The sequence below is a fragment of the Kitasatospora sp. NPDC088134 genome (genome assembly GCF_044741705.1).
Lineage (GTDB): Bacteria > Actinomycetota > Actinomycetes > Streptomycetales > Streptomycetaceae > Kitasatospora.
Genome location: NZ_JBIUTD010000039.1, coordinates 1 through 18076 on the forward strand (window position 1 = coordinate 1; position 18076 = coordinate 18076).

Sequence of the window (18076 nt, forward strand, 5' to 3'; positions counted from 1 at the left end):
AACCCCACCCCAAACAACAACGTCGGTCTCCAAGACCACAACCGGGTCTTGGAGACCGACGTCACGCCCGGCCCCGAATTCGCCAACGGCATCCCTCACGGTGCGGGGCCCTTTCGCGTGCTGTGTGCTGCGTGCCGCGTGCGCGGGTCAGGCGCTCTTCTCCCGGCGCTCGCGCTTGATCATGTCGCGCGGGACCAGGGTCGGGATGGCGTGCTTGGAGACGACGTCCCCGGTGACCACCACGCGGGCGACGTCCTGCCGGGACGGAACCTCGTACATCACGGACATCAGCACCTCCTCCATGATGGCCCGCAGACCGCGCGCGCCGGTGCCGCGCAGGATCGCCTGGTCGGCGATCGCCTCCAGCGCGTCCCGGGTGAACTCCAGCTCCACGCCGTCGAGTTCGAACAGCTTGCGGTACTGCTTCACCAGCGCGTTCTTCGGCTCGGTGAGGATCTGCAGCAGCGCCTCGCGGTCCAGGTTGTGCACGCTGGTGATGACGGGGAGGCGGCCGATGAACTCCGGGATCATCCCGAACTTGACCAGGTCCTCCGGCATCACCTGGCGGAAGTGGTCCGCGGCGTCCTGCTCGCGCTTGGAGCGGATGGTGGCGCCGAAGCCGATGCCCTTGGCGCCGGCCCGGCCCTCGATGATCCGCTCCAGGCCGGCGAACGCGCCGCCCACGATGAACAGCACGTTGGTGGTGTCGATCTGGATGAACTCCTGGTGCGGGTGCTTGCGGCCCCCCTGCGGCGGCACCGAGGCGGTGGTGCCCTCCAGGATCTTCAGCAGCGCCTGCTGCACGCCCTCGCCGGAGACGTCCCGGGTGATCGACGGGTTCTCGCTCTTCCGGGCGACCTTGTCGATCTCGTCGATGTAGATGATCCCGGTCTCGGCCTTCTTGACGTCGTAGTCGGCCGCCTGGATCAGCTTCAGCAGGATGTTCTCGACGTCCTCGCCGACGTAGCCGGCCTCGGTCAGCGCGGTGGCGTCCGCGATGGCGAACGGCACGTTCAGCATCCGGGCCAGGGTCTGCGCCAGCAGCGTCTTGCCGGAGCCGGTCGGGCCCAGCAGCAGGATGTTGGACTTGGCCAGCTCGATCGCGTCGTCCCGGCCGGAGCCGGAGCGGCCGGCCTCGCCGGCCTGGACGCGCTTGTAGTGGTTGTAGACCGCGACCGACAGCGACTTCTTGGCGAGGTCCTGGCCTACCACGTACTGGTCGAGGAACTCGTAGATCTCGCGGGGCTTCGGCAGTTCCTCGAAGCGCACCTCGGAGCTCTCGGCGAGCTCCTCCTCGATGATCTCGTTGCACAGGTCGATGCACTCGTCGCAGATGTACACGCCTGGCCCGGCGATCAGCTTCTTCACCTGCTTCTGCGACTTGCCGCAGAACGAGCACTTGAGCAGGTCGCCACCGTCTCCGATGCGTGCCACGAGGTGCTTCCCCTTCGCCAGGGGCCCCGCGGGGGTCGGGGCCTGGTGCTGTGGACCGGCTTCGCCGTCGGCGGTCGGTCTGGTATCCGACGGTACTCTGCCGAGTCGCAGTTTCCGCCGACTTCGACCGCTCTGCCCTACGCCCTGGGCGAATTGATACCGAACAGATGCTGTCGCGGGTGCATGACCCGACAGCCATTGTGCCGGGCCCCGGGGCCCGACCGGAACGCTCCGGGGCGGGGCGTACGTCACGTACGCCCCGCCCCGGAGCGAGGGATCAGTCGGTGTACGAGTTCTTCCGGGTCGAGATGATCTGGTCGATCAGCCCGTACTCCAGCGACTCCTCCGCCGTCAGGATCTTGTCGCGCTCGATGTCCTCGCGGACCTGCTCGACGTCCTTGCTGGAGTGCTTGGCCAGCATGGTCTCCAGCTGCTCGCGCATCCGGAAGATCTCCTTGGCCTGGATCTCCAGGTCCGACACCTGGCCGCGGCCGGTCTCGGTGTACGGCTGGTGGATCAGCACCCGGGCGTTCGGCAGCGCCATCCGCTTGCCGGGGGTGCCCGCGGCCAGGATCACCGCGGCGGCCGAGGCCGCCTGGCCCATGCAGACCGTCTGGATGTCCGGCTTCACGAACTGCATGGTGTCGTAGATCGCGGTCAGCGCGGTGAACGAGCCGCCGGGCGAGTTGATGTAGAGCGAGATGTCCCGGTCCGGGTCCATCGACTCCAGGCAGATCAGCTGCGCCATGATGTCGTTCGCCGAGACGTCGTCCACCTGCGAGCCGAGGAAGATGATGCGCTCCTCGAACAGCTTGGCGTACGGGTCGTACTCGCGGACGCCCTGCGACGTGCGCTCGACGAAGCGCGGCACGATGTAGCGGCCCTCGGCGCGCATGTCCTCCAGGCGCGCCTTGGCACCGGACAGGCTGGGGATGTTCATGTTCTCTGGTCCTCCGAAGCGTGCGGTCTGGGTTCCGATGCCGGTCAGCCGGCGGCGCCGGTGCCGCCGCCGCCGGGGACGTCCGCGGCGCTGTGCATGATCTCGTCGATCAGGCCGTACGCCTTGGCCTCCTCCGGGGTGAACCAGCGGTCGCGGTCGGAGTCCGCGGTGATCTGCTCGAAGGACTGGCCGCTGTGCTGGGCGATCAGCTCGGACATCCGCTTCTTGGTGCGCAGCAGCTGCTCGGCCTGGATCCGGATGTCGGTGGCCGAGCCGCCGAGGCCCGCCGAGGGCTGGTGCATCAGGATGTTGGCGTTCGGCAGCGAGAAGCGCTTGCCCTTCGCGCCCGCGGTCAGCAGGAACTGGCCCATCGAGGCGGCCATGCCCATCGCGATCGTGACCACGTCGTTCTTGATGTACTGCATGGTGTCGTAGATCGCCATGCCCGCCGAGATCGATCCACCCGGGGAGTTGATGTAGAGGTAGATGTCCTTCTCGGGGTCCGCCGCGAGCAGCAGCAGCTGGGCGGTGATCTTGTTGGCGATGTCGTCGTCGACCTGCTGGCCGAGGAAGATGATGCGCTCGTTGAGCAGCCGGTTGTAGACCTGGTCGCCCAGGCCGCCGCCCACGTCGCCGCCGGCGGCGTGCGGTGCCATCGGGCCAGGCATCTGCATCTGCGGGAACGTCACTTAGCCACCTGCTCAGTCGATCTGCGTGTGTGTCGCTGTCCACCGACCCTAACGCGCAGGCCCGGCCGCTGAATCCCCCACGCAGAACTGTTCGCTGTGAGCGCAGGGTCGGCGGAGCGTGAGCGGCGCGCACGCGAACGGGCCCGGGCACCGTGCGGTGCCCGGGCCCGTTCCCGGTCTGACGCGCCGTCGGGAACCCGACGGCTACGAGGCTCAGGCCTCGGCGGACTCCGCGGAGGTCTCCTCGGCGGCGGCCTCGGCGGTCTCGCCGGCCTCCTCCTCGTCGTCCTCGAAGGAGACGACCTCGCCGTTGGTGTCGGTCACCTTGGCGGCCTCGACCACCAGGGCCAGCGCCTTGCCGCGGGCGACCTCGCCGACCAGCAGCTGCACCTGGTTGCCCTGGACGACCTGCTGGGCGAACTGGTCCGGGGTCATGCCGGAGCCGGCGGCGCGGCGGATGAGGTGCTCGGTGAGCTCCTCCTGGTTGACGCCCAGCTCCTCGTTCTTGACGATCTGGTCCAGCACGAACTGGGTCTTGATGCCCTTCTTCGCCTGCTCCTCGGTGTCCTTGTCGTAGTCCTCGCGGGACTTGTCCTGGGACGCCAGGTAGGTGTCGAGGGTCAGGCCCATCGGCTCCAGCTGGTGGTGCTCGAGGTTGTGCTTGCGGGTGTTGACCTCGTCCGCCAGCAGCTTCTCCGGGTACTCCATCTCGACCCGGTTCAGCAGCTCGTCGAGGACCTTCTCCTGGGCCTGGGTGGCCTGGTCGAACTCCTTCATGCGCTCCAGGCGCTTGACGGAGTCGGCACGGAGCTCCTCGATGGTGTCGAACTCGCTCGCCAGCTGCGCGAACTCGTCGTCCAGCTCGGGGAGTTCCTTCTCCTGGACGGCGGTCACGGTGACGGTGACCTCGGAGTCCTTGCCGACCTGGGTGCCGCCCTTGAGGGTGGTGGTGAAGGTCTTGGACTCGCCGGCCGACAGGCCGATGACGGCCTCGTCGATGCCGTCCAGCAGGCGGCCGGAGCCGATCTCGTAGCTCACGCCGGTGGCGGTGCCGTCCTCCGGCACCTCACCGTCGACCTTGGCCTCCAGGTCGACGACCACGACGTCGCCCTCGGCGGCGGCGCGCTCGACGTCCTTCACGGAGCTGAAGCGCTCGCGGAGCTGCTCGAGGGACTTCTCGACGTCCTCGTCGGTGACCTCGATCGGGTCGACCACGACGGCGATCTCGGCGAAGTCGGGCAGGGTGACCTCGGGGCGGACGTCGACCTCGGCGACGAACTTGAGGTCACCGCCGTCGGCGAGGTTCTCGACACCCTCGATGCCGGTGATGTCCGGCTGGCCCAGCACGTCGATCTGGCCCTCGTCGACGGCCTGCGTGTAGAAGCGCGGAAGCGCGTCGTTGACGGCCTCCTCCAGCACCGCGCCACGACCGAAGCGCTGGTCGATCACCTTGTTCGGGATCTTGCCCTTGCGGAAGCCCGGAACGGTGACCTGCTGGTTGATCTTCTTGTACGCCGCGTCGAGGCTGGGCTTGAGCTCCTCGAAGGGCACCTCGACGGTGAGTCGAACCCGGGTCGGGTTCAGAGTCTCGACGGCGCTCTTCACGGTTAGGTCTCCTAGGGGGCTTGCGGTCAGAGGCGATAGGCGGTTGGGGCTGAAACGCTGTCCGTACTACCGCCAGCGATCCATCCTACCGGTACCACGAAAGCGGCTGTGCCCGGCACCGGGTGCACGTCGGCCGCAGGTCGGACGCGTCGGAGCCGTCCGCAACGACAACAGGGCCCCGCCGCCGGCGAGACCCTGCCGCACACGGTCGGGGTGACCGGATTCGAACCGACGGCCTTCCGCTCCCAAAGCGGACGCGCTACCAACCTGCGCCACACCCCGTGGTGCCGAGCAGAAGAGTACACGTCGGGCCGCCCCCGCCCGGGGCGATATCCGCGAGCCGACAGCCCCGCAACGGGTGTGCATTCCACCGACCCGACCAGGTACGCTTGTCCGGTCCCCGCACACCGCGACGCGGTGCGGGTACGCCTGTGCGGGTGTAGCTCAATGGTAGAGCCCCAGTCTTCCAAACTGGTCACGCGAGTTCGATTCTCGTCACCCGCTCCATCCCCGCAACGGCCCCGCACTGCCCCGGCAGTCGGGGCCGTCGCCGTTCCCACCCGACGGATCGGCGCACGGCTACCCCGCTATGCCCAGGTCCGCCCGCGCCGCCCGGTGGAACGCCCCGAGCCCGGCGACCAGCTCCCGGGCGGCATCCGCCCACTCCTCGTCCTCCTCGTTCTCGACACCCGCCCGAGCAGCGCGAAGCCCCCGCCACAACGCGAGGTTGACGACTTCCGCCGCCCCGACCGCCGCCGGCCCGGCCAGCAGGGCAAGTACCTCGAAGCCGATGGAGCGCCGGCTCTCCGCCGCCTCCATCGCGGCCAGCAGTTCGGCGGGGTCCACCGCCGCCCCGAGGACGACTGCCTTGGCGGCACGGTGTGCCTCCTTCACCGTCGCGGCGTACTCGACGCAGGCGTGCAGCTTGCGCTCGTCCCACCGGGTCGCCATCGCCCGGCGGTGCTTGGCCCGTTCCGCCGCGGAGGTCGCCGCGTACGAGGTGAGCGCACCGACGAGAACACCCACCAGAGTGATGATTTGACCGACCATCGCACGAAGCTACCAAGCGCCCGTGCGGACGGCCCGAAGGCCCCGGGCACGGGGGTGTGCGCGGGGCCCTCGGGGGGTGGGGTCCGGGGTCAGACGTTGACGCCGTGGGCCGCCAGGTAGGCGACGGGGTCGATGTCGGAGCCGTAGTCCGGGGTGGTGCGGATCTCGAAGTGCAGGTGCGGGCCGGTGACGTTGCCGGTGGCGCCGGAGAGGCCGATCTGCTGGCCCGCCGTCACGGACTGGCCGGCCGAGACGGAGATCGAGGAGAGGTGGGCGTACTGGGCGTACTTGCCGTCGGCGAGCTTGATGACGACCTGGTTGCCGTAGGCGCCGCCGTTGCCGGCCGAGACCACGGTGCCGGCGGCGATCGCCTTCAGGCTGGTGCCGGTGGAGACCGGGAAGTCGATGCCGGTGTGGTAGCCGCTGGACCAGTTGGAGCCGGCCACCTTGTAGCCGGTGGTGACGCTGCCCGGGGCCGGGGCGACGTAGCCCTTGGCGGTGCTCGCGGCCGGGGCCGTCTGCTGGGTCTTGGTCTGCGTCTGGACCTGGGCCTGGACCTGGGTCTGGGCCTTGGCGGTGACGCTCTTCGTCGTGGTCTTCGGCGCGGCCGCGGTCTTGGCGGCGGCCGTGTCGGCGGAGGACGCGGAGGGCTGCGCCGGCGCGGCGGCCTTGGCGGGGGCCGGGGCGGCCTTGGCGGGGGCCGGGGCGGCCGCCGGGGCCTGGCCGTTGACGGTCAGCTGCTGGCCGGGGCGGATCAGGTCCGGGTTGCCGCCGATGACCGAGCGGTTGTCCTGGTAGAGCTTCTGCCAGCCGCCGTCGACGTCCTGCGCGTCGGCGATCCGGGAGAGGGTGTCGCCGGAGACGACCTTGTAGGTGTGCGAGGCGGCGGCCGGGGCGGCGGCCTGCTCGGCGGCGGGGGCGCTGTCGGCGGTGTCGGCGACGGGGGTGGCGTCGACCGAGACGTGCGCCCACTGGCGGCCGCCGTCGTGGTGGTCGGCGGTGCCGTGCGCGGAGGCGGCGGAGACCGGGAGGCCGATCGCGGCACCGACGACACCGGTGGCGATGACGATGCGGGCGATGGCGGTCAGACGCGGCTTGCGGTGCTTGCCCTGAGCGGACATGAAGCAGTTCCTCTCCGACGCCTGCGAGGTGAGCTGTCGGGTTCGGGCGAGAGTTGCCCGGCCGCGTCTCCGCGGCTTCACCCCGAGCCGTTCCCGGTGTTCCCGGGCCCGGCGTACTACCTGTGGTTCCCCCGCTCCTGCCGTGGCGTGGTGATCTGGTCGGCACCGGGCGACGGCAGGACTAGGCGTTCCGCTCGGTGGCCTGCCCGGTCAGTGGCCGGGCTGCGGTGGAAGCAAAACCCACAGGTCGGAGAGCTGGCAAGCGCCGAAAAGCCCCGTTCCCAAGATCGGGAAGGGGCTGACGGTCCGCCAGGTCACGCTCCGTCGGCCGGGCGGCCGCGCTGCGCGCACGGGATCATGACGGGTCGCCTACGAACCGGGCACAGCGGGCGACATCGGCCACCGCGCGCGGTCGGGCGCTCACCTGGCGTGAGGGTGCGGGTGACCCTGGTCACCCGCGGGCAGGCCGAATGGACGGCCCGGGGTCCGTCCCGGCCGTCGTGAGGTCCTGCGTGAGGTCGCGCTCGGGGAGCCGACGGTGCGTCAGCCCGCGATGCTGGCGATCGCCTTGGAGACCGAGGAGAGGAACTGCTGGATCGGCCCGGCCATGGTCGACTGGCTGAGCATGAAGCCGAACAGGGCGGCCATGATGGCGTGCCCGGTCTTCAGCTGCTTGTTGCGGATGAAGATGGCGACGATGACGCCGAACAGGACAAGCGCGGAGACGGAGAAGGCCACCGGGACTCACTTCCTCGATTCGTGGCGGGGGTTCGGGTCGGAACCTTCGGGCGGAACCGACGGCGGTTCCAGGCGGAAACCGGCCCCTGCCCCCCGTGTCCCCACCACTCCATCCGGACTCAGTGTGGTCGTTCGTGCCTACTGCGTAAAGGACTTGCCCCGTCGCCCGGGGTGCGAACCGGGGTGGTGGGACTGATTTTCGCCGACCGTGACGATAGCGGACGCGTTCTGACGGAGCGTCGGCGGGGCGGGCCCCGGCGCGGGCCTGCGGGCATATCGGCAGGCAGATCCGGGGGTCGTCCACCGCCCGGTCGGCGCCCGGGAATTGGCCGAAGATCAACGTCCGGGTTTGACACTCCGTGGACACCCCGCGCTCACCGGCCCTCCGCAATCCGGAAGGTCGGCCGCAGTGTCCCGGGCCTGCCCTCAGCCGCGCCAGACCAGCAGGACCGCCCGGTCGTCGTTGACGTGCTTGGCGACGGTGTCGATCAGCCGGACCGCGGCGCCGGAGCGGCCGGCCAGCGGGGCGGTGGCGACCAGCCGGTCGGCCTCGCCCATCAGCCGGTCCATGCCCTCGCCGAGGTCCCGGCCGGGGATCTCGACCATGCCGTCGGTGCAGAGCATCAGCAGGTCGCCGGGGCCCAGGGTGCCGCGCACCCCTTCGAACTTGGCGCCGTCGTAGACCCCGAGCAGCGGGCCCTCGGCCTCCTTGACCTCCCAGTGGCCGGCCCCGGCGAGGCGGTGCATGCCGGGGAGGTGGCCGGCCGAGAGGAGTTCGTACTCGCCGGTGTCCAGGTCGAGCACCAGGTGGGCGGCGGTGGCGAAGCCCTCGGCCCAGTCCTGGCGCAGCAGGTAGCCGTTGGCGGCGGGCAGGAAGTCGTGGGCGGGCAGCGAGCCGAGCAGCCCGCCGAAGGCGCCGGAGAGCAGCAGGGCGCGGCTGCCCGCGTCCATGCCCTTGCCGGAGACGTCGGCGAGGACGGCCTCCAGCATCCGGCCGCCGGGGCCGGTCCGGGCGGCGACCATGAAGTCGCCGGAGAAGGACTGGCCGCCGGCCGGGCGGAGCGCGGTGTCGGTGTGCCAGCCGTCGGGCAGGTGGGGCATCCGGCCCTGGACCCGGATGCGCTCGCGCAGGTCGAAGAGCATGGTGGAGCCGCCGCGCCAGGGCACGCCGACCCGGCGGCGGAACTGGGCGACCAGCAGGCCGGCCACGCCGACGGCGCCGACCACCAGGGCGGCGCCGGGGGTGACGCCGGGGCCGTAGGCGTCGGGGGTGGCGGAGGCCAGCCGCTCGCCGGTGTGCACCAGGGACTCGGTGACCAGGCCGGCCGCGGCGACGGCGTACAGCAGGACCAGGGTGCCGGGGCGCAGCAGCAGGGCGCCGGCCAGCACCGGCAGCACCAGCGCGGTCGGCGGGGCCCAGTCGGGGGCGAGGATGTTGAGCAGGACCAGCAGCGGGACGGCGAGGGCGAGGGCGGCGAACGCCCACCAGTCGGCGCCGTCGCCGCGGAAGTAGTCGACCCCGGTGCGGCGCAGCCTGCGTCGGGCCCGGGACAGCGCCGCGCGCAGCCGGGCCGTCACGGGTTCGCGGGACGTCCTGCGGTCCCGGCCCGTCGCACTGGGGCGCGCGCTGCCGGCCATGGGGACCGACCTTATCCACCGGCGGTCCGCGCGTCGACGGGCCGGGTGGCACGGAGTGCAGCGGGCCGGGCCGCGGCGGCGGGTTTCGGCCGCCGGGCGGGGGGCGGGCGACAGGCCGGGGCAGGGCGGGGCGACAAATCGGTCGCGGGCGGACGGATCGCCTGGTAGGCAGGGCGTCATGACGATGCGACAGCCCGAACTGACCGTGCGACCCCTGCGGGCCGAGGAGTGGGAGCCCTGGTACGGCACGGTGGACGTGGCCTTCGGCGGTACCCCGGAGCCGCCCGAGGAGCGGGCGCTGTGGCGGGAGTTGACGGAGGTGGAGCGCTCGCTGGCGATCTGCGAGGGCGACCGGATCGTCGGCGGCGGCGGGATCTTCAGCCTGCGGCTGGCGGTGCCCGGCGGGGCGGTGCTGCCGGTGGCGGGCGTGACGATGGTGGGCGTGCTGCCGACGCACCGGCGGCGCGGCGCGCTGACGGCGCTGATGCGCCGTCAGCTGGACGACGTGCGGGCGGCGGGCGAGGCGGTGGCGGCGCTGACGGCCTCGGAGCCGGCCATCTACGGCCGGTTCGGCTACGGCGCGGCGACCCGCAAGGCGGCGGTGTCGCTGCTGCGCGGCCGGGTCCGGGTGCGGGTGCCGGAGCAGCGGGGCGAGGTGGTGCTGCGGCTGGCCGACCCGGTGGCCGAACTGCCGCGCTGCGAGGAGCTGTACGCCCGGCTGGTGGCCCGCCGCCCGGGCGGTCTGGCCCGGCGGCCGGGCTGGGAGCAGGTCGCGGTGCTGGACGCGCCGGAGTCGCGCGGCGGCTTCTCCCCGCTGCAGTGCGTGCTGGCCGAGGACGCGGCGAGCGGGGAGCTGCTGGGCTACGCCCGGTACGCGGTGAAGGGCGAGTTCGACGAGCGCGGCGCGGCCGGGACGGTGCGGGTGCGCACGGTGCAGGCGGAGCAGCCGTGGGTGTACGCCCGGCTGTGGGAGTTCCTGCTGGACCTGGACCTGACGGTGCGGGTGGAGGCGGCCAGCCTGCCGGTGGACGACCCGCTGCTGCACCTGGTGTCGGACGTCCGGCACCTGACCCCGCGGCTGGTGGACGCGCTGTACGTGCGACTGGTCGACCTGCCCGCGGCGCTGGTGGCCCGCAGTTACGCCGCGCCGGTGGACGTGGTGCTGGAGGTGACGGACGCGTTCTGCCCGTGGAACGCGGGCCGCTGGCGGCTGACGGCGGCACCGGGCGGCCCGGTCTCCTGCGTGCGGACCGGTGATCCGGCCGAACTGGATCTGGACGTCCGGGAGTTGGGCTCGGTCTATCTCGGCGGTGGTTCGCTGGTGGCGCTGGCCGCGGCGGGCCTGGTCCGGGAGGTCCGGCCGGGTGCGCTGGAGCCGGCCGCGGCGGCGTTCCGCTCGGCGCTGGAGCCCTGGCTGCCGCACGGCTTCTGACGGGTCGGCGCTCCGGCCAGGGACGCGGAACGCGGCGCGCCCGCCCGGGAGTTCACGGGCGGGCGCGGTGCGGTGGGAGCGGGGCGCGGGGCGCGGGGTCAGCCCTGCGGGTGGTGGGCCGGGATCGGCGGGAGTTCGCCGGTGGTCTCGTACTCGGAGAGCATCTCGATCCGGCGGGTGTGCCGGGCCTCGCCGCTGTACGGGGTGCTGAGGAAGATCTCGACGAACTTGGTGGCCTCGTCCAGGGTGTGCATCCGGCCGCCGACCGAGATCACGTTGGCGTTGTTGTGCTCGCGGCCCAGCGCGGCCGTCTGCTCGCTCCAGGCCAGCGCGGCCCGGACGCCCTTGACCTTGTTGGCGGCGATCGCCTCGCCGTTGCCGGAGCCGCCGATCACCACGCCCAGCGCTTCGGGGTCGGCGGCGGTGCGCTCGGCCGCCCGGAGGCAGAACGGCGGGTAGTCGTCCTCGGCGTCGTAGACGTGCGGGCCGCAGTCGACCGGCTCGTGCCCGGCCCCCTTCAGCCACTCGACGAGGTGGTTCTTCAGTTCGTATCCGGCGTGGTCGGAGCCCAGGTAGACGCGCATGGGCACGAGTGTGACATGCCGCCGGGCCCGCGCCCCGACAGGGGCGGCGGGCCCGGCGCGGCCGACGGTCCGTCAGCGGCGGCCGATCAGCTTCCAGGTGAGCGGCAGGGCGGCCGTCGCCAGCACCAGCTTCAGCGCGTCGCCGACCAGGTACGGGTACAGGCCGAGGTCCGCGGCCTTCGCCAGCGGGACGTCCAGGGCGAACGCCAGGTAGGGCACGCCGACGGCGTAGATGGTCAGGCTGCCGAGCGCCATCGCGCCGGCCGTGCGCAGCGGGCTGCGGTCGGCGCCGCGGCGGGCCAGCGCGCCGGTGAGGGCGGCGGCGGCCACGAAGCCGATCACGTAGCCGAGGGTGGCCAGGCCGGCGCCCGAGGTGCCCTGGGCGAACCAGGGCAGGCCCGCCGTGCCGGCCAGCAGGTAGAGGCCGAGGGCGGCGGCGCCGCGGCGGGCGCCGAGCGCGGTGCCGACCAGCAGCGCGGCGAAGGTCTGCCCGGTCACCGGCACCGGCGAGCCGGGGACGGGCACCGAGAGCTGCGCGGCCAGGCCGGTCAGCGCGGCGCCGCCGGCCACCAGGGCCAGGTCGCGGGCGCGCGCGCCGAACCGGGTGGCGGCCTGCGGGAGCAGGTCGGCGAGGACGGCGGTGGACGGTATCGGCGTGACGACGGCCATGGCTGCTCCCGGGGTTCCGATGCGGACGATCACCCAAGAACCTACGTGCCGTCAGGTGTGTGCCGCCGCGTCGGGCCTGACAAAGCCGACCGGTCCCGCTTGTCGGGTCCGGCCTGTGACCGAGCCCTCACTCGTGACCTTCCGCCCCCGCACAGTGACGTTCCGTAGGATGTCCGTCCGGATTCCGGGACCGTTCGGGGTGAGCACGTCATATGCCGCACAGTGGTCGGAAACCCGTGAAACGCCCCCATGCCCGAACAGTCTGGACACCCGCCGCATGACCCGCAGCACCGCCTCTCCCCCCAGTGCCCCGGCCGCCGAGGACACCGGCCTGGGGCACGGCCTCAAGCAGCGCCACCTGTCGATGATCGCGCTGGGCGGGGTGATCGGGGCCGGGCTGTTCGTCGGCTCCGGCTCGGGGATCGCGGCCGCCGGGCCGGCCGTGGTGCTGGCCTTCGCCGCCTCCGGCCTGCTGGTGATGCTGGTGATGCGGATGCTCGGCGAGATGTCGGCGGCCCGCCCGGCCTCCGGCTCGTTCTCGGTGCACGCGGACCGGGAGATCGGCCCGTGGGCCGGGTTCACCGTCGGCTGGCTGTTCTGGGTGCTGCTCTGCGTCGGCGTCGCGGTGGAGGCGATCGGCGCGGCCGGCATCGTCTCCGGCTGGCTGCCCGGGGTGCCGTCCTGGGCCTGGGTCGCGGTGTTCATGGCCTTCTTCTGCCTGACCAACCTGGCCGCGGTGCGCAACTTCGGCGAGTTCGAGTTCTGGTTCGCCGCGGTCAAGGTGCTGGCGATCACCGCCTTCCTGGTGGTCGGCGTGCTGGCGGTGCTCGGCCTGCTGCCCGGCACCGACTCCCCCGGCGCCGCCAACCTGACCGGCCGCGGCGGCTTCTTCCCCACCGGCGCGAGCGGGCTGGTCACCGGCCTGCTGGCCTCGGTGTTCGCGTACGGCGGCCTGGAGACCGTCACCATCGCCGCCGCCGAGTCCGCCGACCCGCGGCGCAGCGTGGCCGTCGCGGTGCGCACCGCGATGTGGCGGATCGCGCTGTTCTACGTCGGTTCGATGGCCGTGATCGTCACGCTGGTGCCGTGGGACGACCCGGCGGTGGTCCGACCCGGGCCGTACGTGGCGGTGCTGGACCACCTGGGCATCCCGGGGGCGGCGCAGCTGATGAACGCGGTGGTGCTGGTCGCGCTGCTCTCCGCGATGAACGCCAACGTCTACGGCGCCTCCCGGATGGCGCACTCGCTGGTCGCCCGCGGCCACGGGCCGCGCGCGCTGGCCCGGCTGTCCGGCGGGGTGCCGCGCCGGGCGGTGCTGGCCTCCTGCGCGTTCGGCTTCCTCGCGGTGCTGCTCTCCTACTGGTGGCCGGAGACGGTGTTCAGCTGGCTGCTCAACATGGTCGGCGCGGCCGTGCTGGTGGTCTGGGCGTTCATCGCGGTGGCCCAGCTGCGGACCAGGCGCCACCTGTCGGCGGCCGAACTGCCGGTCCGGATGTGGGCGTTCCCGTACCTGACCTGGCTGGCGCTGGCCGCGATCGGGGCGGTGCTGGCGCTGATGACGCTGGACCCGGCGAACCGGGTCCAGCTGTACTTCACGGCCGGTCTGACGCTGGCGCTGGCCGCGGCGGGGTGGGCGCGGAGCCGACGGGCCGCCTGACGGACGGCGACGGCCCCGCACCCCGGCCGGGGTGCGGGGCCGTCGCGGTGCCGCTACTCGAAGGACGGGCCCGCGGTGCGGGTGCGCTTGATCTCGTAGAAGCCCGGGGTGGAGGCGACCAGCAGGGTGCCGTCCCACAGCCGGGCGGCGGCCTCGCCGCGCGGGGTGGGGGTGACCACCGGGCCGAAGAAGGCGACCCGGTCGCCGTCCGGGCCGTCGACGGCGATCACCGGGGTGCCGACGTCCTCGCCGACCAGGCCGATGCCCTCCGCGTGCGAGGCGCGCAGCGCGTCGTCGTAGGCGTCGGTGTCGGCGGCGTCGGCCAGCTCCTCGGGCAGGTTCGCGGCGCGCAGCGCGGCCACGACGGTCTCCCGGTCGTTGGGCAGGCCCTGGTTGTGGAAGCGGGTGCCGAGCTCGGTGTAGAGCGGGCCGAGCACCTTGTCGCCGTGCGCCTGCGCGGCGGCGATCAGGACCCGGACCGGGCCCCAGCCGGCGTCGAGCAGCTCGCGGTACCGCTCGGGCAGGTCCTCGCGGTTCTCGTTCAGGACCGACAGGCTCATCACGTGCCAGCGGGTGTCCACCGGCCGGAGCTGCTCGACCTCCAGCATCCAGCGGGAGGTCATCCAGGCCCAGGGGCAGATCGGGTCGAACCAGAAGTCGGCGATCTTGCGGGAGTCTGCGGTCGTCACTGACGGCGTCCTTCGGGTCGGGGTGAGTGGGGTGTTCCCCGGGGGATGCAACTCGGCGGCGTCCGCGATGATTCCGGCCCAGTGCAATGGCACCCCGGGGGCAGCGTGAAAGGATGCCCCCGGGGTGCCATGAACACCCCGCAACCGTGTGTTCCGTACAGAGGAGTGCCGCCGTGCCGGGCAAGAACCTGAGCCGTGAGGAGGCCCGCGACCGGGCCGCGATCATCCGGGTGGAGCGCTACCGCGTCCACCTGGACGTGAGCGCGGCGGCCGACGCCGATCGGTCCACCTTCCGTTCCACCACCCGCATCTCGTTCGCCTGCGACGCCCCGGGCGCCGCGTCCTTCGCCGACCTGCTGGCCCCCGAGGTGGTCTCGGTGGAGCTGAACGGAACGGCGCTGGACCCGGCCGAGGTGTTCGACGGCGCCCGGGTCGCGCTGCCGGGGCTGGCCGCGCACAACGAGCTGACGGTGGTGGCCGAGTGCGCGTACAGCCGCACCGGCGAGGGCCTGCACCGCTTCGTCGACCCGGCGGACGGCGAGACCTACCTGTACACCCACTACGAGCCGGCCGACGCCCGCCGGGTGTTCGCGAACTTCGAACAGCCGGACCTGAAGGCCCCGTTCACGTTCACCGTGACCGCCCCGGCGGCCTGGGACGTGTACGCCAACGCGGTGGCCGAGCGCGTGGTCGAGGAGGGCCCGGTCCGCACCTGGGAGTTCGCGCCGACCCAGCCGATCTCCACCTACCTGACCGCCGTGGTGGCCGGCCCGTACCACGTGGTGCGCGACCACTACCGGCGCGAACTGGCCGACGGCACCGTGCTGGAGATCCCGCTCGCCGCGACCTGCCGCCGCTCGCTGGCCCCGTACTTCGACGCCGACCGGATCCTCGACGTCACCAAGCGCGGCCTGGACTTCTTCCACGAGGCGTTCGACTACCCGTACCCGTTCGGCAAGTACGACAGCTGCTTCGTCCCCGAGTACAACATCGGCGCGATGGAGAACCCGGGCTGCGTGACCTTCAACGAGGAGTACGTGTACCGCTCGAAGGTCACCGAGGCCTCGTACGAGAGCCGCGCCAACGTGATCCTGCACGAGATGGCGCACATGTGGTTCGGCGACCTGGTCACCATGAAGTGGTGGGACGACCTGTGGCTGAAGGAGTCCTTCGCGGACTTCATGGGCACCTTCGCCCAGCTGGAGGCCACCGACTTCCGGAACGGCTGGATCACCTTCGCCAACCAGCGCAAGGCCTGGGCGTACCGGCAGGACCAGTTCCCGACCACCCACCCGATCACGGCGGACATCCGCGACCTGGAGGACGCCAAGCTCAACTTCGACGGCATCACCTACGCCAAGGGCGCCGCCGTCCTCAAGCAGCTGGTGGCCTACGTCGGCCGGGACGCCTTCTTCGAGGGCGCCCGCCGGTACTTCAAGAAGCACGCCTTCGGCAACACCGTGCTCACCGACCTGCTGGACGCCCTGGAGGAGACCAGCGGCCGCGACCTGCGGGCCTGGTCCGCGGCCTGGCTGCAGACCTCCGGCGTCAACACCCTCACCCCCGAGGTGGCCCGGGACGCCGAGGGCCGGATCACCGAGCTGGCGATCCGCCAGGACGGCACTCCGGCCGATGATGCGGCTCCGCCGCGTGGCCTGCGCCCGCACCGGATCGCGGTCGGCCTGTACGACCAGGCCCCGGACGGGGCGCTGCTGCGCACCGCCCGCTTCGAGCTGGACGTCACCGGCGCCCGCACCGTGGTCGCCGAGGCGGCCGGCCTCCCGGCGCCCGCGCTGGTGCTGGTCAACGACGACGACCTGACGTACGGCAAGGTCCGCTTCGACGAGCACTCGCTGGAGACCCTGCGCACCGGCCTGGGCCTCCTCGCCGACGGCCCGGTCGCGGACGGCCTGCCCGCCCCCAGCCTGGCCCGGGCGCTGGCTTGGTCCGCGGTCTGGAACCTGACCCGGGACGGCCTGATGCCCGCCCGCGACTACCTGGACCTGGTGCGGCGCTTCGCCGGCCAGGAGGCCAACATCGGCGTGCTGCTCTCGCTGCACCAGCAGGCCGGCCTGGCGCTGGCGGTGTACGTCGACCCGGCCCGCCGCGCCGAGGAGGCCGCCGCGCTCGCCGAGTGCGCGCTGCACGAGCTCTCGGTGGCCGCGCCCGGCAGCGACCACCAGCTCGCCTGGGCCCGCTTCCTGGCCGAGCTCGCCACCCGCGCCGACCACCTGCAGCTGCTGCGCGGCCTGCTGGACGGCACCGGCCGGATCGACGGCCTGGCCGTCGACCAGGAGCTGCGCTGGAGCTTCTGGCTGGCGCTGGCCGCGAACGGCGCCGCCACGGTCGAGGAGCTGGCCGCCGAGCTGGCCGAGGACAACACGGCCGGCGGCCGCCGCCAGCACACCCGCTGCCTGGCCGCGCTGCCCACCGCGGCGGCGAAGGCCGAGTCGTGGAGCGCCGTGGTCGACTCCGACGCGCTGCCGAACGCCCTGGTGGAGGCCCGGATCGCCGGCTTCAACCGGGCCGGGCAGCGGGAGTTGACGGCTCCGTACGCCGGGCCGTACTTCGAGCTGCTGGAGCGGATCTGGGCGGAGCGCTCGATCGAGATCGCGATGCGGATCGTCGGCGGCCTGTTCCCGCGCTTCCAGACCGTGCCGGCGACGCTGGCCGCCACCGACGACTGGCTGGAGCGGCACCCGGACGCGGCGCCCGCGCTGCGCCGCCTGGTGCTGGAGTGCCGGGACGACCTGGCCCGGGCGCTGCGCGCCCAGGAGTGCGACGCCCACTGACGCAGAGTGGGGCAACTCCCTTCTCTGGAAAGGGAGTTGCCCCACGCGCGGGGGTACTGCGGATGTGCTGCGGGTGCTCTGGGGTCAGCCCGTCACTTCAGCGTGGCGGAGGTCAGACCGGCCTGCACCTGGCGCTGGAAGGACAGGTACACCACCAGCACCGGCAGCATCGCGATCGTCATGCCGGCGAACAGCGCCGGGGCGTCGCTCTTGTAGCCGGACTGCAGGGCCAGGTTGACCAGGCCCTGGGCGAGCATCGAGTGGTCGGCCTCGCCGGCCGAGGTCTGCTGCATCAGGGTGACCGGCAGGATGTACTGGTTCCACTGGCCGAGCACGTTGAAGATGCCGACGCTGATCAGGCCGGGCTTGGCCATCGGCACCATGATCTGGAAGAACGTCCGGGTGTGCGAGCAGCCGTCCAGCATCGCCGCCTCGTGCACCGCGCTCGGCAGGGTGCGGAAGAACGAGTACATGAAGAACACGGTGAACGGCAGCGAGTAGGCGACGTACACCAGGATCAGGCCGCCGTAGGTGTTCAGGCCGAGCAGCGAGGAGACGTCGCCGAGGTTCCGGACCATGAAGAACAGCGGCACCAGGGCCAGGTACACCGGGAACATCGAACCCGCGACGAACAGGTAGTAGATGAACCGGTTGCCCTTGAACTCGTAGCGGGCCAGCACGTAGGCGGCCATCGAGCCGAGCAGCATGGTCAGCGTGACGGAGCCCAGCAGCACGATGATCGTGTTGGCGAAGAAGCCGCCGATGCCCTTGGACCAGGCCCGGGAGAAGGCGTCGAAGCCCCAGTGCGCGGGCCAGCTCCAGGCGGAGCCGTTGATCTGGGAGTCGGTCTTGAAGGAGCCGAGGACCACCCAGAGCAGCGGGAGGACGATCAGGACCGCCCAGATGGCCAGGAAGCCGTGCGAGAAGACGTTCAGGACGCCGCCGCCGTCGCCGAAGCGCTGGTTCCGGTCCGGCTTCGGCTTGGCGGCGCGCTGACCGGGGACGCTCGCGGTCTTGTCGAGAGTGCTCATGTCCGGT

General features: G+C 72.2%; 15 protein-coding genes, 2 tRNA genes and 1 riboswitch. Of the genes, 4 read left to right on the forward strand and 13 right to left on the reverse strand.

Going from position 1 to position 18076, the window contains the following annotated elements:
* Positions 1 to 147: 147 nt before the first annotated feature.
* The 5 genes from clpX to ACIOHG_RS35415 all read right to left on the reverse strand — a co-directional run bounded on the left by clpX (position 148) and on the right by ACIOHG_RS35415 (position 4950).
* Positions 148 to 1434, reverse strand: coding sequence for an ATP-dependent Clp protease ATP-binding subunit ClpX (gene clpX, locus ACIOHG_RS35395; protein ID WP_400957157.1), 1287 nt, complete (start codon positions 1432 to 1434; stop codon positions 148 to 150).
* A gap of 277 nt (positions 1435 to 1711) precedes the next feature.
* A complete protein-coding gene (locus ACIOHG_RS35400; protein ID WP_400711549.1) occupies positions 1712 to 2374 on the reverse strand; it encodes an ATP-dependent Clp protease proteolytic subunit in 663 nt (220 codons plus the stop codon).
* Positions 2375 to 2418: 44 nt separating this feature from the next.
* Complete coding sequence (locus ACIOHG_RS35405) at positions 2419 to 3030, reverse strand: ATP-dependent Clp protease proteolytic subunit (RefSeq protein WP_400957159.1); 612 nt, start codon at positions 3028 to 3030, stop codon at positions 2419 to 2421.
* Positions 3031 to 3276: 246 nt separating this feature from the next.
* Positions 3277 to 4668, reverse strand: coding sequence for a trigger factor (gene tig / locus ACIOHG_RS35410; protein WP_400957161.1), 1392 nt, complete (start codon positions 4666 to 4668; stop codon positions 3277 to 3279).
* Positions 4669 to 4876: 208 nt separating this feature from the next.
* Positions 4877 to 4950, reverse strand: a tRNA-Pro gene (locus tag ACIOHG_RS35415).
* Between the two features lie 151 nt (positions 4951 to 5101).
* On the opposite strand from ACIOHG_RS35415, the gene ACIOHG_RS35420 reads away from it, so the two are divergent.
* Positions 5102 to 5175, forward strand: a tRNA-Gly gene (locus ACIOHG_RS35420).
* Positions 5176 to 5247: 72 nt separating this feature from the next.
* Here the strand turns inward: ACIOHG_RS35420 and ACIOHG_RS35425 are convergent.
* The 4 genes from ACIOHG_RS35425 to ACIOHG_RS35440 form a co-directional block, all read right to left on the reverse strand.
* On the reverse strand, positions 5248 to 5694 hold the full coding sequence (locus ACIOHG_RS35425; RefSeq protein WP_400957164.1) for a hypothetical protein: 447 nt from the start codon (positions 5692 to 5694) through the stop codon (positions 5248 to 5250).
* A 113-nt stretch (positions 5695 to 5807) separates the two neighbouring features.
* The gene (locus ACIOHG_RS35430) at positions 5808 to 6839 is read right to left on the reverse strand and encodes a peptidoglycan DD-metalloendopeptidase family protein (RefSeq protein ID WP_400957166.1); all 1032 of its coding nucleotides are present in this window, start codon (positions 6837 to 6839) and stop codon (positions 5808 to 5810) included.
* A 5-nt stretch (positions 6840 to 6844) separates the two neighbouring features.
* Positions 6845 to 6997, reverse strand: a riboswitch (cyclic di-AMP (ydaO/yuaA leader).
* Between the two features lie 385 nt (positions 6998 to 7382).
* A complete protein-coding gene (locus tag ACIOHG_RS35435; RefSeq protein WP_400957169.1) occupies positions 7383 to 7577 on the reverse strand; it encodes a hypothetical protein in 195 nt (64 codons plus the stop codon).
* Between the two features lie 426 nt (positions 7578 to 8003).
* Positions 8004 to 9215 (reverse strand): PP2C family protein-serine/threonine phosphatase, encoded by a 1212-nt coding sequence (locus ACIOHG_RS35440; protein WP_400957172.1) that lies wholly within the window; start codon positions 9213 to 9215, stop codon positions 8004 to 8006.
* A gap of 178 nt (positions 9216 to 9393) precedes the next feature.
* On the opposite strand from ACIOHG_RS35440, the gene ACIOHG_RS35445 reads away from it, so the two are divergent.
* On the forward strand, positions 9394 to 10647 hold the full coding sequence (locus tag ACIOHG_RS35445; RefSeq protein ID WP_400957174.1) for a GNAT family N-acetyltransferase: 1254 nt from the start codon (positions 9394 to 9396) through the stop codon (positions 10645 to 10647).
* Positions 10648 to 10745: 98 nt separating this feature from the next.
* Here ACIOHG_RS35445 and ACIOHG_RS35450 read toward each other — a convergent pair whose 3' ends face one another.
* Together ACIOHG_RS35450 and ACIOHG_RS35455 are read right to left on the reverse strand one after the other, a co-directional pair.
* A complete protein-coding gene (locus tag ACIOHG_RS35450; RefSeq protein ID WP_400957177.1) occupies positions 10746 to 11231 on the reverse strand; it encodes a ribose-5-phosphate isomerase in 486 nt (161 codons plus the stop codon).
* A 72-nt stretch (positions 11232 to 11303) separates the two neighbouring features.
* On the reverse strand, positions 11304 to 11900 hold the full coding sequence (locus ACIOHG_RS35455) for a biotin transporter BioY (protein WP_400957180.1): 597 nt from the start codon (positions 11898 to 11900) through the stop codon (positions 11304 to 11306).
* 277 nt (positions 11901 to 12177) lie between these two features.
* Between ACIOHG_RS35455 and ACIOHG_RS35460 the strand changes: the two genes are divergently transcribed.
* A complete protein-coding gene (locus ACIOHG_RS35460) occupies positions 12178 to 13557 on the forward strand; it encodes an amino acid permease (protein ID WP_400957183.1) in 1380 nt (459 codons plus the stop codon).
* 53 nt (positions 13558 to 13610) lie between these two features.
* Here ACIOHG_RS35460 and ACIOHG_RS35465 read toward each other — a convergent pair whose 3' ends face one another.
* Positions 13611 to 14246 (reverse strand): disulfide bond formation protein DsbA, encoded by a 636-nt coding sequence (locus tag ACIOHG_RS35465; RefSeq protein WP_400957185.1) that lies wholly within the window; start codon positions 14244 to 14246, stop codon positions 13611 to 13613.
* 173 nt (positions 14247 to 14419) lie between these two features.
* Here ACIOHG_RS35465 and pepN point away from each other — a divergent pair, with 173 nt between their 5' ends.
* Positions 14420 to 17038, forward strand: a complete 2619-nt coding sequence (gene pepN / locus ACIOHG_RS35470; RefSeq protein WP_400957188.1) for an aminopeptidase N — start codon at positions 14420 to 14422, stop codon at positions 17036 to 17038.
* Positions 17039 to 17130: 92 nt separating this feature from the next.
* On the opposite strand, the gene ACIOHG_RS35475 is transcribed toward pepN, so the two are convergent.
* Positions 17131 to 18069, reverse strand: coding sequence for a carbohydrate ABC transporter permease (locus ACIOHG_RS35475; protein WP_400957191.1), 939 nt, complete (start codon positions 18067 to 18069; stop codon positions 17131 to 17133).
* Between the last annotated feature and the right edge of the window lie 7 nt (positions 18070 to 18076).

Bases quoted from the DNA above. Each gene is read 5' to 3' on its own strand.
- ACIOHG_RS35460 (WP_400957183.1), top strand. From the start codon at position 12,178: ATGACCCGCAGCACCGCCTCTCCCCCCAGTGCCCCGGCCGCCGAGGAC.
- ACIOHG_RS35475 (WP_400957191.1), bottom strand. From the start codon at position 18,069: ATGAGCACTCTCGACAAGACCGCGAGCGTCCCCGGTCAGCGCGCCGCC.
- ACIOHG_RS35430 (WP_400957166.1), bottom strand. From the start codon at position 6,839: ATGTCCGCTCAGGGCAAGCACCGCAAGCCGCGTCTGACCGCCATCGCC.
- ACIOHG_RS35445 (WP_400957174.1), top strand. From the start codon at position 9,394: ATGACGATGCGACAGCCCGAACTGACCGTGCGACCCCTGCGGGCCGAG.
- ACIOHG_RS35400 (WP_400711549.1), bottom strand. From the start codon at position 2,374: ATGAACATCCCCAGCCTGTCCGGTGCCAAGGCGCGCCTGGAGGACATG.
- ACIOHG_RS35450 (WP_400957177.1), bottom strand. From the start codon at position 11,231: ATGCGCGTCTACCTGGGCTCCGACCACGCCGGATACGAACTGAAGAAC.
- ACIOHG_RS35440 (WP_400957172.1), bottom strand. From the start codon at position 9,215: ATGGCCGGCAGCGCGCGCCCCAGTGCGACGGGCCGGGACCGCAGGACG.
- ACIOHG_RS35455 (WP_400957180.1), bottom strand. From the start codon at position 11,900: ATGGCCGTCGTCACGCCGATACCGTCCACCGCCGTCCTCGCCGACCTG.
- ACIOHG_RS35405 (WP_400957159.1), bottom strand. From the start codon at position 3,030: ATGGCACCGCACGCCGCCGGCGGCGACGTGGGCGGCGGCCTGGGCGAC.